Genomic DNA, 13,689 nt, shown 5'->3' on the forward strand with positions numbered 1-13,689 from the left:
TGTTTTTGCTGGATTTAAGCGCGATCTTTTACTTTTTCTCTCAGTTCCGCTTTTTCTGCTTCTGAAAGGAATGCAATCTCAAGGCCATTGATTTGCGCTTGGCGAATCTGGTCTTGGCTCAGACCAGCGGCTGGTGCCGCTACTTCGTATTCGTATGGCAGTTCGATACCTTCAACCGCTGGATCGTCAGTGTTCAGACACGCAAGAACGCCATGCTCTAGGAACTGCTTGAGAGGGTGGTTTTCTAGCGTTTCTACCGTACTTGTTTGGTAGTTTGACGTCAGGCAAGATTCAATACCAATGCGGTTTTCTGCTAGGTAATCCATCAGTTTTGGATCGTGAATCGCTTTTACGCCGTGACCGATACGAGTTGCGCCCAGCTCATTGATTGCTTGCCACATGCTCTCTGCACCTGCTGCTTCACCAGCATGGACCGTTACCCCAAGGCCAGCATCGCGTACTTGCTTGAAGTGAGACACAAAACGATCACCCGGTTGGCCTAGCTCGTCACCCGCAAGGTCGACGGCAACGATGTGATCTTTCTGGCTCAGAATGCCGTCCAGTTCTTGTTGACATGCGTCAGTGCCAAATGTGCGACTCATGATACCGATCAGGTTGGCTTTCACGCCAAAATCGCGCATACCTGCTTGCACACCGTCCACGACGGCTTCAACAACCCCCGCTACTGGTAGCTTGTGTTTCATCGCCATGTAGTAAGGAGAGAAACGCAGCTCAGCGTAATCGATTTGCGCGTTTAGCGCGTCTTCTACGTTTTCGTACGCGACACGACGACACGCATCTAAATCGCCCAGGACAGCAACACCCCAGTCGAGCTTAGAAAGGAAAGCAACAAGAGAGGGTTCCGCTTCGACAATTTGAACGTGAGGAGTGAGAGACTCAATATCGTACGCTGGTAGGGCAATGCCAAACTTTTGGCCTAGCTCAAGAATCGTTTTAGTACGAATGTTACCGTCGAGGTGACGGTGCAAATCAGTAAGAGGAAGGTTCTTCGTTATCATTTTGTCGATCCGGATAGTTATGAACTGGAACAGGGCCCAAACATCATCTGTGACAATACATGGGTAAGATTTGCAGTTAAGTATAAATAACAGTTGGGTAGATTGTCAGTAGAGGATGACTAGGAAATCAACGATTCTCGCTCTTTTCTACTTCATGTTCACCAAATGTGTTGGCCATTCTTCTAGTGGCATAGGGCGGCTGTAGTAGAAGCCTTGCACCTGATTACAGCCTAAAGAGCGCAGTAATTGTGCTTGATTGCTATCCTCGACACCTTCCGCGACGACATTAGTTTTGAGACCTGCTGTGATATTGATGACGGCAGCGACGACTGAACTGTTTAAGTTTTCTTGTGTGAGTTGATTGATGAAGGTGCGATCAATCTTCAAGCAGGTAAACGGCAGAGAGTGGAGGTAACCCAGTGATGAGTAGCCGGTGCCAAAGTCATCTATCGCGATACCAATACCCATTTCACGCAGTTTAGTCATATTTTCTAGTGTGGTCGGTGCGCTATCAATGATACGTGATTCTGTGATCTCTAGTGTGAGGTTACTTGCTGGTAATTTCGTGATATCCAATACGCTTGTCACCGTATCAACAAAACTTGGGCAGGATAGTTGATTAACGGAGATATTCACATGCAGTTGGAAGTCCGACGGCCACTGTTTGCTTTCGATCGCTTGGTAAGTGTCGCGACAAGCTTGTAACAGAATCTGTTGGCCGATGGCTTTGATCATGCCGCTTTCTTCCGCGATTGGGATAAAATCTAATGGTGACACCATACCTGAGTCGCTATGCCAACGCGCAAGTGCTTCGGCGCCACACACTGTGCCACTGACGAGATCCACAATCGGTTGGTAATGAGGAATAAACTCTCGGTTTTCAATGCCAGTTTGGATCTTGGTCAGCATTTGTGTACGAAACTTTGAAGCGCTCGCTAGTTCTGGGCTGTAGTGACAAACACCAGTCAGTGAGTCTTGTTTAGCGTAACTTAATGCGATGCTGGCGTTGCGTAACCATAAAGGCATGGTTTCGTTTGGCTGGGTTTGTACAATACCAAGTGAAATCTTCATCACTACATTTTCGCCTTCCACCATAAATGGGGTGGAAAAGAGTTGCTGTAATCGACGCTCGGTTTGTTTAATTTTGGTTTCCGTGTCGACATTTGAGAGAAACACCGCGAATTCGTCACCACCAGTCCGAGCCAATAATGCGTTGTCACGAAACTGCTGTTTTAACCTTTCAGCGATGCTGACCAACAGCTGGTCGCCGTTGTGATGACCCACACTGTCGTTGATATCTCTAAATTTGTTGATACCAAGTAAAAATAAACTGCCGTGACAAAGATCAGACTGATTTTCACAGATTTCGACCAAACCCTGACGGCTATATAAGCGTGTTAGAGAGTCATAAACCAACTGTTCACGCAATGCTTTGAATGAAGCTCTTAGATTGTTCGCCATTTCATTAAAAGCATGAACCAGTACGGTTGTCTCATACACATAACCAGGCTTTGGCATGCCGCTATCCCAATCCCCATTTGCCAGGTGCTGAGCGGCGGCGGCCGTCGCGTTAATTGGTCTAGTAACTCGGTTGAAAATGATCCAACTGATGGCGATCCCAAATAGGCTTACAATAATGCCAACGAGCCAACTCTCTTGCTGGCTTTTCGGTAACAGGCCGAGAAGCTCGGACTCCGAAATGGAGGTGCCAATAAACCATGTTAAGCCATCTTGGTCTCGATACGGGGTTAGCCGACTGAAAATACGTTGGCCATCATGTTCAAATGAAAAAGTATAAGGTTGCTTGGTGTTGTTGAGATCGAAAGACCGGACGCGGCTCGCACTGATTTTGATGATCGGGTCTGCGTTTTCAGCGGCAAGCAAACGCTGCCCTTTATCCGAAAATTTTGTGCCCCATGAGATGACGCTTCCCGGGCCTGAGTGAGCGATTAAACGATGATCTGGGTCCATGATGTAGACCGACGCTTTAGTGTTGTATTTTAACTCGCGCAGGAACTCGTTGAATGTATTGATACGAATGTCTGTCACCAAAACACCAGCAAATTGGTCGTGTTTGTACACCGGCGTCATGGCTGATAGCGTAATATCCTGGCGTTCATCAGCGTTGGTATAAATTTCAGACCAAGTGGCGTCTTGGCTATCTGCAACGGGCTTATACCATGGGCGAGTGCGAGGATCGTATTGGGAGATAACCGTTCGAATGTTGTTACTCACATGGTTGGTTCCATAAATAACCAGATCACCATCGGTGTGGCGATCTTGCACCATTAAGGTGTAATCGTCGGAAAGCTCGCGGCGAAAGCCTGCAAAGTCGCCGTTTTCTGAACCAAATGCGATTACATCCAACTGCGGTATCGATTGGTAAAGATTTTTGAATGCACTCAGCAGGTAGTTTTGAATGTCTGAGGTATCGTGAGGGCGATAAAGGTTGTGATAGCTGACGTTGTGCGCGAGAGCCATAACCGCAGTAAAAGGCTTACGTAGATAGCTATTGAGGTGGTCGTGGACGCTTTCGGTTAACACGGAAAGTTGCTTGTCACTGATATCCGTGACCACTTCTTCGTAACTTTGTTTTTGGACGTAGACAATGACACCGATCGCCAGTAAGAAGATCATGACAAATGGAATCAGAACAGCAGTACGCAGTGTAATTTGAGTCGTAGCAGTAGACATCGCCTAATCACATAGATGGTGGTGCGCCACAATTGTACTGATGTTTTTATTAATATCGAGTGACAAACGACGCTCGTTGTTAACGCACCACGTAAGTGATTGTCAGTACAATTCTTTTAATTTTCTGGTGAGTGTATTTCGCCCCCAGCCTAATACTTTAGCGGCATCTTGCTTATGACCTTTAGTGTGCTCTAAGGCTGCTTCTAATAAAATGCGTTCAAATTCTGGTAAAGCGTAAGAAAGTAGTTCTTTATCTCCTGCTGCGAGTGAATGCCGTGCCCAATCCGCCAATTGTTCTTGCCAACTACCATGTGCAGAGTCTGAAATGGATTTTTTCTCTTCTAGTAGTTCGCTTGGCAAGTCATTTGGTAACACCTCGCTACCACTGGCCATAACGGTTAACCAACGGCAAATATTCTCTAATTGACGCACGTTGCCAGGCCAATCAAGGCGGTTAAGAATCTCTACAGTCGACGGGTGGAGAGTTTTTGTTTCCACACCAAGCTCATCAGCCGCACGGATAAGAAAATGCTGTGTAAGCTTTTCAATGTCTTGCTTACGCTCACGCAGTGCCGGGATCTGAACGCGAATCACGTTTAAGCGATGAAATAGGTCCTCACGAAAGTCACCTTCGTGCACCAGCTTTTCTAAGTTCTGGTGTGTTGCCGCGACAATTCGTACATCGACACTGATCGGAGAGTGACCGCCCACTCGATAAAACTGCCCGTCAGCTAGAACGCGTAGTAAACGAGTTTGAATGTCCAATGGCATGTCGCCGATTTCGTCTAAAAATAGAGTGCCGCCATTGGCTTGTTCGAATCGTCCTTGACGAACATTGTTTGCCCCCGTAAACGCGCCTTTTTCGTGGCCAAACAGTTCTGATTCAATCAAGTCTTTGGGAATCGCCGCCATATTGAGCGCAATGAAAGGTTTGTTAGCACGTGGACTGTGACGGTGCAGTGCATGAGCAACGAGTTCTTTACCCGTGCCCGATTCACCGTTAATCAAGACTGAAATAGAGGAGCGAGAAAGACGACCAATGGCGCGAAACACCTCTTGCATCGCTGGTGCTTCACCGATAATTTCAGGCGTTTCTGCTGGAATGTCTTCTGGAGAGAGCTGCTCGCGTTTGTTTTCGTGGCTGTGTGCAATGGCTCGTTCAACCAGAGTTAAAGTTTCATCAATATCAAAAGGTTTTGGTAAATATTCAAAAGCACCTTTTTGGTACGCATTCACTGCCGCATCTAAATCTGAATGCGCGGTCATGATAATCACGGGAAGGTCTGGGTAATCGCGCTGTACTTGCTTTAGTAGCTCCAACCCATCAATACCTGGCATGCGAATGTCTGATACTAGAACATCCGGCACTTCGCGTTCGAGCGCCATTAACACGCTTTCTCCATCGGCATAGGTTTCACATTTGATGTTGGCAGAGGAGAGCGTTTTCTCCATTACCCAGCGAATTGAACTGTCGTCATCAACGACCCAAACATATCCTTTACTCATGTAGTAATCCTTGCAGCAAACCGAAAAACTGACGCGACTTGAAGTCCATTAGCGCAATCAGATCGGCAGATAAATAGTAAATGTTGTGTGACCAGGCCAGCTTTCTACGTCTATTTTTCCATTGTGCTGGTCGATCAAATTTTGCGAAATAGATAGCCCTAATCCAGTTCCTCCCTCGCGGCCACTGACCATGGGATAGAACAGCGTGTCTTGTAGTTCCGGTGGAATACCTGGGCCGTTGTCTGTGATTTCGACACGAGCAGCGAGTTTACAGCGTTTGCCGTGAATATTGGCTTGATGCACCGTTCTGGTGCGAATGGTTATTTTCCCGTGTTCTTGATGGCTAAGAATTTGTGCGGCGTTGCTGACGATATTAAGCATTGCCTGCTCGATTTGGTCTGTATCCATCAAAATCTCTGGCAAGCTTGGGTCATAATCTCGTTCAATGATGATTGAGCGTTGTGACTCTAATTCAACCAGTTGGCGAACCTTTTCAAGAATTTGGTGCAGATTCTCTTGTGTCTTCTTACCTGGCTTCTGCGGTCCTAGTAATCGATCCACGAGCGCCCTTAAACGGTCTGCTTGCTCAATGATGATGTGTGTATATTCGGTGAGAGAGGGCTCTGGCAGCATTTTTTCTAACAATTGCGCCGCACCGCGTAAGCCGCCAAGCGGATTTTTGATCTCATGTGCAAGCCCTCGGACTAACAGCTTCGCCGCTTGTTGTTGGGCGTGTTGGTTCAGTTCTTGAGAGAGTCGGCGCTGCTGATCAATTTTGCGCATCTCGACCAGAAGCATTAACTGCTTTTGCCAAGTGATAGGGCTAACCGTCACCTCTAGCATTAAAGGGCGGCCATCAACAACGAAAGTGACGTCACTGTCGGTGATGCTTTGGCCACTTTGCAACGGTTGAGTGAGCAGCGCGAGATCCAGCGACGCATGCTGAATCAATTGAGAAAGTGATTGTTCAATAATTCGTTTGGCGCTTTGAGAAAACAGCAATTCGGCAGCCGGATTGGCATAACGGATGGCCAATCCATCATCAAGAATCAGCGTTGCTGTCACCATATTGTTGAGAATGGCACTAGGAAGACTGGTATCCACATTACGTCCTTGTTTTGCTTTAAGATTGTGCGATGCACAATAATGGTGCAATTGAACGTTAAGTATGGCGAATAAATCTTAGAAGAAAAAGTGAAAAGCATCGCTGTGATGTGATTTTTTTTCACCAGATATTCTATTTTGCCCCTTTTACGGTCGGCTTAACACTTGCTTTATGTAAATGCACCGTTATAGGGCTAGTAGATGCAATAAGCTTGCCGCTTCTTTTCGCGTGCACAGCAAGTGTGTGAGTGCCTCGGTCAATATTGTTTAACTGCCACACTATATGGTTTTGTGGTGCACCATAAGGTTTTCCATCGAGTAACAATTGCAATTGCTCACCGATACCAAGCTTGCGATTGGTTTCTAATTGAATATTGATGATGCCTCGATTACTGCGGATGGCCTCGTTGTGCTTGGGAGTCAGCATCGAGAGTTGTAATGGGAGAGGCTTCTCGGTTGTTTTCTCTGGCTTGTTTTGTGATGCAGTAGATGGCGTAGTCTGAGGTGCGAGCGATTCAGTACTTTCTACCTCAGGAGCTGGTGCGCTGGCTTCAAGGTTTGGCAGTGCGATCGCTTTTGCTCCTTTGTTTGGCGTATCACTAAAGTGAACCACGCCATTTTCATCTACCCACGTATACGCGACCTGCGCGAAGGCGATAGAGGCGATTAACAATCCGCTGAGTGCACACAGTGATGGAATAAGCTGAACTTTCATTGCTCACCTTCTCTTGTTCGATGATTTCACGTTTCAATGGCTTAGCTCTTTGACCTGTAAGGAAAAAATTCTAAGCGTATTTTTATTATCCCCTCATGTTAAACGTCGAAGCTTGACTGGCGAATACAAAAAAGGCCCGCCTGCGAGGCGAGCCTAATATTTTATTGCTGTGTTTACATTTTACACAGTGTCGACCTTACACAGAGTAGTAAAGTTCGAACTCAACAGGGTGAGTTGTCATGTTCACACGTTCTACGTCCTGAGACTTAAGGTCGATGTATGAATCGATGAAGTCGTCAGAGAATACGCCGCCCGCTGTTAAGAACTCACGATCAGCATCTAGCTCTGCTAGCGCGTCTTTTAGTGAGTATGCAACAGTTGGGATTTCTGCTGCTTCTTCAGCTGGAAGATCGTAAAGGTCTTTATCCATCGCTTCGCCTGGGTGGATCTTATTCTTGATACCGTCAAGACCAGCCATAAGCATTGCTGCGAAACATAGGTATGGGTTCGCCGCTGGGTCACCGAAACGAACTTCGATACGACGTGCTTTCGGGCTTGGTACCACTGGGATACGGATTGAAGCAGAGCGGTTACGCGCTGAGTAAGCTAGCATTACTGGTGCTTCGAAGCCTGGTACAAGACGTTTGTACGAGTTTGTTGATGGGTTAGCGAATGCGTTGATTGCACGAGCGTGTTTGATGATACCACCGATGTAGTAAAGCGCCATTTCAGATAGACCGCCGTACTTGTCACCAGCAAATAGGTTTACGCCATCTTTTGCTAGAGACTGGTGAACGTGCATACCGCTGCCGTTGTCGCCAACAAGTGGTTTAGGCATAAACGTCGCTGTTTTACCAAACGCGTGAGCAACGTTGTGTACAACGTACTTGTAGATTTGGATTTCGTCAGCTTTGGTTGTTAGCGTGTTGAAACGAGTTGCGATTTCGTTTTGACCCGCCGTTGCCACTTCGTGGTGGTGCGCTTCAACAACAAGACCCATTTCTTCCATTACTAGACACATAGCAGAACGGATGTCTTGAGATGAATCTACTGGAGCTACTGGGAAGTAACCACCTTTAACGCCTGGACGGTGACCTTTGTTACCTTCTTCGTAGTCAGAACCTGTGTTCCATGCCGCTTCTACGTCGTCGATTTTGAAGAAAGAGCCTGACATGTCTGTCGAGAACTTCACGTCATCAAATAGGAAGAATTCTGGCTCAGGACCGATAAGTACAGTATCTGCAACACCAGTAGAACGCATGAAGTCTTCAGCGCGTTTTGCGATAGAGCGTGGGTCACGGTCGTAGCCTTGCATTGTTGCAGGCTCTAAGATGTCACAACGGATATTTAGTGTTGCGTCTTCCGTGAATGGGTCAAGCACAGCAGAAGATGCGTCAGGCATCATTACCATGTCTGATTCGTTGATACCTTTCCAGCCAGCAACTGATGAACCATCGAACATTTTACCTTCTTCGAAGAAGTCTGCGTCGATTTGGTGAGCAGGGATCGAAATGTGCTGCTCTTTACCTTTTGTATCAGTGAAGCGTAGGTCAACAAACTTAACTTCGTTTTCTTGGATCAGCGATAGAACGTTTTCTACTGACATCTTGGATAACCTCCAGTGTTAATAAGCGGTAAAAGCTCGATTTATGAATTATTCATGAAACCTGGCATTGATTAATCAATTTGACTTTTCATTAATCGATGCTGTTTTAACTAAAGCCAAAACCGTGCCAAAAAAAATATTCCATTAATTTCAAGCAATTGTGTTTTTGAATGCTAGTTTGGTGCAGTTGCTTGCACCAAAATGATCTTTGATTGCACTATTATGGTGCTAAAAATCATTGTTGCACCATAATGTGACAGGTACATTGCGTATTCAGCCCAGTTTTTGAGCAAGAGTCAATTTGAATTATGCATCGATTAGAATAAAGTTGCGTTTAATCAATTCGTTCTGAGGAAGAAAATGGGCATTAAGCGTAAAAATCGCAGAAATGCTCGGGAGTAGATCACATATTTCTAGGCTTTTTGCTAAAATCTGGTACATTATGGCCGTTTTTTTAATCAGCAAATGTCGCCAGAGAGCACCCGTTCTCAGCGTGGGGGCATTTCATCTATCTAAGTGAATCAATATCCATGGCTACTCCACAGATTGATAAATTAAGAAATATCGCGATCATCGCGCACGTTGACCACGGTAAAACCACGTTGGTTGACAAGCTGCTACAACAATCAGGCACGCTTGAGTCTCGCGGTGAAGCTGAAGAGCGAGTCATGGACTCGAACGACATCGAGAAAGAGCGCGGTATTACCATTCTTGCTAAAAACACAGCAATCGACTGGAACGATTACCGTATCAACATCGTAGATACTCCGGGACACGCGGACTTCGGTGGTGAAGTTGAGCGTATCATGTCGATGGTAGACTCTGTACTACTTATCGTTGACGCAGTTGATGGTCCAATGCCTCAAACGCGTTTCGTAACACAAAAAGCGTTTGCTCACGGTCTAAAACCAATCGTTGTAATCAACAAGATTGACCGCCCTGGCGCACGTCCTGATTGGGTTATGGACCAAGTGTTCGACCTGTTCGACAACCTAGGTGCAACTGATGACCAGCTAGACTTTAAAGTAGTTTACGCATCAGCACTTAACGGTTGGGCTTCTCTAGAAGAAGGCGAAACTGGCGAGAACATGGAACCACTATTCCAAACTATCGTTGATGTTGTTGACGCGCCAAATGTTGACCTTGATGGTCCACTACAGATGCAAGTTTCTCAGCTAGACTACAGCTCTTACGTTGGTGTTATCGGCGTGGCTCGCGTAACTCGTGGTAGCGTTAAACCAAACCAGCAGGTAACCATTATTGGTGCTGATGGTAAAACTCGCAACGGTAAAGTGGGTACAGTAATGGGCTACCTTGGCCTAGAGCGTCACGAAGTGGAACAAGCTAACGCGGGTGATATCATCGCAATCACTGGTCTTGGCGAGCTGAAAATTTCTGACACTATCTGTGCACAAAACGCAGTAGAAGCATTACCACCATTGTCTGTTGATGAACCAACAGTAACAATGACGTTCCAAGTAAACACGTCTCCATTCGCGGGTAAAGAAGGTAAGTTCGTAACGTCACGTAACATCCTTGAGCGTCTTGAGAAGGAACTGGTACACAACGTTGCACTACGCGTTGAGCAAACAGACGATCCAGATAAATTCCGCGTATCAGGTCGTGGTGAACTTCACCTTTCTATCCTGATCGAAAACATGCGTCGTGAAGGCTTCGAGCTAGCAGTATCTCGTCCAGAAGTAATCATCAAAGAAGAAGATGGTCAGTTGATGGAACCGTTCGAAACGGTAACTATCGACGTAATGGAAGAGCACCAAGGCGGCATCATGGAGAACATCGGCCTACGTAAAGGTGAGCTGAAAGACATGTCTCCAGACGGTAAAGGTCGTGTGCGTATGGACTTCGTTATGCCATCACGTGGTCTGATCGGTTTCCAAACGGAATTCATGACACTGACTTCAGGTTCAGGTCTTCTTTACCATACGTTTGATCACTACGGCCCTCACAAAGGCGGTAACATCGGTCAACGTGTAAACGGTGTACTAATCGCGAACGCGATGGGTAAAGCGCTAACTAACGCACTGTTCAACCTTCAAGAGCGTGGTCGTCTATTTATCGGTCACGGTGTTGAAGTTTACGAAGGTATGGTTATCGGTATTCACAGCCGTGACAACGACCTAACGGTAAACGCACTGAAAGGTAAGCAGCTAACCAACGTTCGTGCATCTGGTACAGATGACGCACAGGTTCTTACTCCGCCTATCAAGATGACTCTTGAGCAAGCACTAGAATTCATCGATGACGACGAGCTAGTAGAAGTAACGCCTGAAAGCATCCGTATCCGTAAGAAGTTCCTAACGGAAAGCGACCGTAAGCGTGCTTCTCGTGGCGCGAAATAATTTTCGTTAAGCGATTCAATTAAGAAGAAGCCTCGAGTTATGCTCGGGGCTTTTTGTTTTCTGGAGTTGAATATGAACCCGATTATTATCACCGGTGGGCCTGGTGCGGGAAAAACAACACTGCTGAATGCGCTAGACGCGTGTGGTTATGCCACGTTTCCTGAAGGGTCTCGCGACTTGATTGAGCAGCAAAGCCAGTTAGAAAATGGTATTTTGCCGTGGACGAATTTACCTGAGTTTGCCAAGTTATGCCTTGGGTTGATGGACAAACAAAAGAGTGATGCGCGTTGTCATGATGTTGCGTTTGTTGATCGCGCCATCCCCGACATCATTGCATACCTACAAGTGGGCGGCTGTAAGGTTGACCAAGCTTTCTTAACCGAAAGCGCTGGGTACCATAGTCAGGTGTTTACTTGTCGACCTGAAGCATCCATTTACGTACAAGATGAAGTGCGTCCGCACAGCTTTGAAGAAGCATTGGAGATTCATCAGTCGTTAGTGAGTGTCTATACTGAGTTGGGTTATGAAGTGGTAGAAGTGCCATGGGGAACTGTACCAGAGAGGGTAGGCTTTGTTCGAAGAGTCATCGGTTTACTCGGTGAGGTCGCCGACTAAAACCTCCTCACTTGGAGGAGGTCTAAATCATTTACTTTTGATTGAGCTTTTGTAGGAATTTATCGGACTCTGCAATCGCTTCGTTCATTTGTTTGATCGCAAACTGAATGTCTTTCTCTAAGCTAGAGAACTCACCTTGCAAAGAACCAATCGCACTGGCGTTAAGGTTGTGTTTTAAGTACAACGTGTTGTCACGTAGCGTATCCAGTACCGGTGTCATCTTTTTCTCTGCACGCTTCATAGCGCTAAGCATGGTTTTGTACGAGGCTTTGGTTTCACGTAGTTTTTGCTCGCTTGAACGACGCAGTTTCGCACTCGAGTACAGCTCTAGCTCATCTTGCCACTCATCAAACAGTGCGCCGGATACGTCTTCAATCGCAGCAATACGGTCACGTACGTCTTGAGCCGCTTTTTCGCTATCTTCGTATTTGTCATTGATGTTGTTGTAGACATTTTCTAGCTCACCACCATCAAAGTTGGTGATCGCAGACAAGGCTTCAAGTGCACTGGTGAATTCTTCTTGTGCATCTTGTTGAGATTCTTTGGCATCTTCGACGCGGTCGACCATAATATCTCGTTTATGATACCCAACCTGCTCCATTGCTGAGTAATAAGCAGATTGACACCCTGTTAAAGTGAAAATTGATAGTACAATTGCTAATAAATAAGGCATTCTTATGTCCTCGGCGCTAATTATGGGATGAACTATGAACCAGTTATCAGAGAGTTACAAGGCGAGATTAATCAATCTACTGCCAAGTTGCGTCGCGTTTTTTAAGTATCTTCTTAAGCGATTAACGCATGACCGTGTGAATGTGAACGCGGGCTATCTTGCCTACATTACCTTGTTATCCATCGTGCCAATGCTGACGGTATTGTTATCAATATTGTCGAAATTTCCCGTTTTTGCGAACGTTGGTGAGGTGCTGCAAGGCTACATTATTGAGAATTTTGTGCCAGCTTCTGGAGAAGCTGTACATACGGCATTACAGGAATTTGTGGCGAATACGGGCAAAATGAGCGCGGTTGGCGGTGGGTTTTTATTCATCGCAGCGGTCATGCTGATTTCCAACATTGATAAGAACTTAAACTACATTTGGCGAGTTAAAGACAAGCGCCGTTTAGTCTTTTCATTCTCTATGTATTGGATGGTACTCACGTTAGGGCCGATCATGGTCGGTGCGAGTATTGCGGCGACGTCGTACGTGACTTCGCTGCAAATTTTAGAGAACGAGACATTATCTGGTGCGTTTAATTTATTTCTGCGTTGGCTACCGTTGTTGCTGTCCTTTTTTGCTTTTCTTGGCTTGTATATTCTAGTGCCGAATAAAAAAGTACACCTCGCTCATGGTGCCATGGGGGCAGCAGTCGCCGCGATACTGTTCGAGTTGAGTAAAAAAGGCTTTGCGCTTTACATCACTCAGTTTCCGTCTTATCAGCTCATCTACGGCGCGTTAGCGGCGATTCCTATCTTATTTGTTTGGGTGTATTTATGCTGGATGATCGTGTTATTGGGGGCGGAAGTTACGGCTGCGCTTGGTGAGCGAGAGCACTGGAGTGAAGATTTAGACATGATACACTCGACCGCTGAATCTCAGTTAACAGATGAAGGAAGCGAGAGTAGTGATAGCGCTAATTCAACGAGTCAGTGAAGCAGCCGTCCGCGTGGATGGTGAAGTCGTAGGAGAAATTGATCGTGGTCTGCTGGTCTTATTGGGCGTAGAGAAGGACGACGATGAAGCTAAAGCAAAGCGTTTAATGGAGCGTGTTACAACCTACCGTGTGTTCGAAGATGACGAAGGCAAGATGAACCTGAACGTTAAACAGGTGGAAGGTAAAGTGCTGGTGGTTTCTCAATTTACGCTGCCTGCGGATACAAAAAAAGGCACGCGAGCTGGCTTTTCTCGCGGTGCGCATCCTGTTGATGCAGAGCGCTTGTATGATTACTTTTCTGACTTGTGTGAAGAAGTCTTACCCACACAGCGTGGCCGCTTCGCTGCCGATATGAAAGTGTCCTTGGTGAATGACGGTCCTGTGACGTTTTGGTTGCAGGTCTAATCTGGTAACACA

At 46.3% G+C, this 13,689-nt stretch carries 11 protein-coding genes; 4 read left to right on the plus strand and 7 right to left on the minus strand.

The window, feature by feature from the left end:
• Nucleotides 1-14: 14 nt before the first annotated feature.
• The 6 genes from add to glnA all read right to left on the minus strand — a co-directional run bounded on the left by add (nucleotide 15) and on the right by glnA (nucleotide 8,644).
• Nucleotides 15-1,019: an adenosine deaminase gene (gene add / locus R7P72_RS22380; protein WP_005379257.1), complete on the minus strand. Its 1,005-nt coding sequence runs from the start codon at nucleotides 1,017-1,019 to the stop codon at nucleotides 15-17.
• Between the two features lie 147 nt (nucleotides 1,020-1,166).
• The gene (locus R7P72_RS22385) at nucleotides 1,167-3,713 is read right to left on the minus strand and encodes an EAL domain-containing protein (RefSeq protein ID WP_005379259.1); all 2,547 of its coding nucleotides are present in this window, start codon (nucleotides 3,711-3,713) and stop codon (nucleotides 1,167-1,169) included.
• A gap of 102 nt (nucleotides 3,714-3,815) precedes the next feature.
• Entirely contained in the window at nucleotides 3,816-5,219 is a 1,404-nt protein-coding gene (glnG, locus tag R7P72_RS22390; RefSeq protein ID WP_005379267.1) for a nitrogen regulation protein NR(I), read from the minus strand.
• A gap of 57 nt (nucleotides 5,220-5,276) precedes the next feature.
• Nucleotides 5,277-6,323, minus strand: coding sequence for a nitrogen regulation protein NR(II) (glnL, locus tag R7P72_RS22395; protein ID WP_017821940.1), 1,047 nt, complete (start codon nucleotides 6,321-6,323; stop codon nucleotides 5,277-5,279).
• Nucleotides 6,324-6,456: 133 nt separating this feature from the next.
• The gene (locus tag R7P72_RS22400) at nucleotides 6,457-7,038 is read right to left on the minus strand and encodes a DUF4124 domain-containing protein (RefSeq protein WP_005379273.1); all 582 of its coding nucleotides are present in this window, start codon (nucleotides 7,036-7,038) and stop codon (nucleotides 6,457-6,459) included.
• A 196-nt stretch (nucleotides 7,039-7,234) separates the two neighbouring features.
• On the minus strand, nucleotides 7,235-8,644 hold the full coding sequence (gene glnA, locus R7P72_RS22405) for a glutamate--ammonia ligase (RefSeq protein ID WP_005379275.1): 1,410 nt from the start codon (nucleotides 8,642-8,644) through the stop codon (nucleotides 7,235-7,237).
• 530 nt (nucleotides 8,645-9,174) lie between these two features.
• Here glnA and typA point away from each other — a divergent pair.
• On the plus strand, nucleotides 9,175-11,004 hold the full coding sequence (typA, locus tag R7P72_RS22410) for a translational GTPase TypA (RefSeq protein WP_005379276.1): 1,830 nt from the start codon (nucleotides 9,175-9,177) through the stop codon (nucleotides 11,002-11,004).
• A gap of 72 nt (nucleotides 11,005-11,076) precedes the next feature.
• Nucleotides 11,077-11,619, plus strand: a complete 543-nt coding sequence (locus tag R7P72_RS22415; protein ID WP_031779018.1) for an AAA family ATPase — start codon at nucleotides 11,077-11,079, stop codon at nucleotides 11,617-11,619.
• A 31-nt stretch (nucleotides 11,620-11,650) separates the two neighbouring features.
• Here R7P72_RS22415 and R7P72_RS22420 read toward each other — a convergent pair whose 3' ends face one another.
• Nucleotides 11,651-12,292 carry a DUF2959 domain-containing protein gene (locus tag R7P72_RS22420; RefSeq protein WP_005382972.1) on the minus strand — a complete coding sequence of 214 codons (642 nt, stop codon included), beginning with the start codon at nucleotides 12,290-12,292 and terminating at the stop codon, nucleotides 11,651-11,653.
• A gap of 34 nt (nucleotides 12,293-12,326) precedes the next feature.
• On the opposite strand from R7P72_RS22420, the gene R7P72_RS22425 reads away from it, so the two are divergent.
• Both R7P72_RS22425 and dtd read left to right on the plus strand, forming a co-directional pair.
• Nucleotides 12,327-13,271, plus strand: a complete 945-nt coding sequence (locus tag R7P72_RS22425) for a virulence factor BrkB family protein (RefSeq protein WP_005379281.1) — start codon at nucleotides 12,327-12,329, stop codon at nucleotides 13,269-13,271.
• Nucleotides 13,243-13,677: a D-aminoacyl-tRNA deacylase gene (dtd, locus tag R7P72_RS22430; RefSeq protein WP_005379282.1), complete on the plus strand. Its 435-nt coding sequence runs from the start codon at nucleotides 13,243-13,245 to the stop codon at nucleotides 13,675-13,677. Before R7P72_RS22425 ends, dtd begins: the two co-directional genes overlap by 29 nt.
• The last annotated feature ends 12 nt before the right edge of the window (nucleotides 13,678-13,689 follow it).

The organism is Vibrio sp. Vb0888 (assembly GCF_033338835.1).
Taxonomy (GTDB): domain Bacteria; phylum Pseudomonadota; class Gammaproteobacteria; order Enterobacterales; family Vibrionaceae; genus Vibrio; species Vibrio alginolyticus.

Excerpts from the sequence above, each read along its gene's own strand:
- glnA (WP_005379275.1), bottom strand. The coding sequence starts at position 8,644 with ATGTCAGTAGAAAACGTTCTATCGCTGATCCAAGAAAACGAAGTTAAG.
- R7P72_RS22385 (WP_005379259.1), bottom strand. The coding sequence starts at position 3,713 with ATGTCTACTGCTACGACTCAAATTACACTGCGTACTGCTGTTCTGATT.
- R7P72_RS22425 (WP_005379281.1), top strand. The coding sequence starts at position 12,327 with ATGAACCAGTTATCAGAGAGTTACAAGGCGAGATTAATCAATCTACTG.
- add (WP_005379257.1), bottom strand. The coding sequence starts at position 1,019 with ATGATAACGAAGAACCTTCCTCTTACTGATTTGCACCGTCACCTCGAC.
- R7P72_RS22420 (WP_005382972.1), bottom strand. The coding sequence starts at position 12,292 with ATGCCTTATTTATTAGCAATTGTACTATCAATTTTCACTTTAACAGGG.
- typA (WP_005379276.1), top strand. The coding sequence starts at position 9,175 with ATGGCTACTCCACAGATTGATAAATTAAGAAATATCGCGATCATCGCG.
- R7P72_RS22415 (WP_031779018.1), top strand. The coding sequence starts at position 11,077 with ATGAACCCGATTATTATCACCGGTGGGCCTGGTGCGGGAAAAACAACA.
- glnG (WP_005379267.1), bottom strand. The coding sequence starts at position 5,219 with ATGAGTAAAGGATATGTTTGGGTCGTTGATGACGACAGTTCAATTCGC.
- R7P72_RS22400 (WP_005379273.1), bottom strand. The coding sequence starts at position 7,038 with ATGAAAGTTCAGCTTATTCCATCACTGTGTGCACTCAGCGGATTGTTA.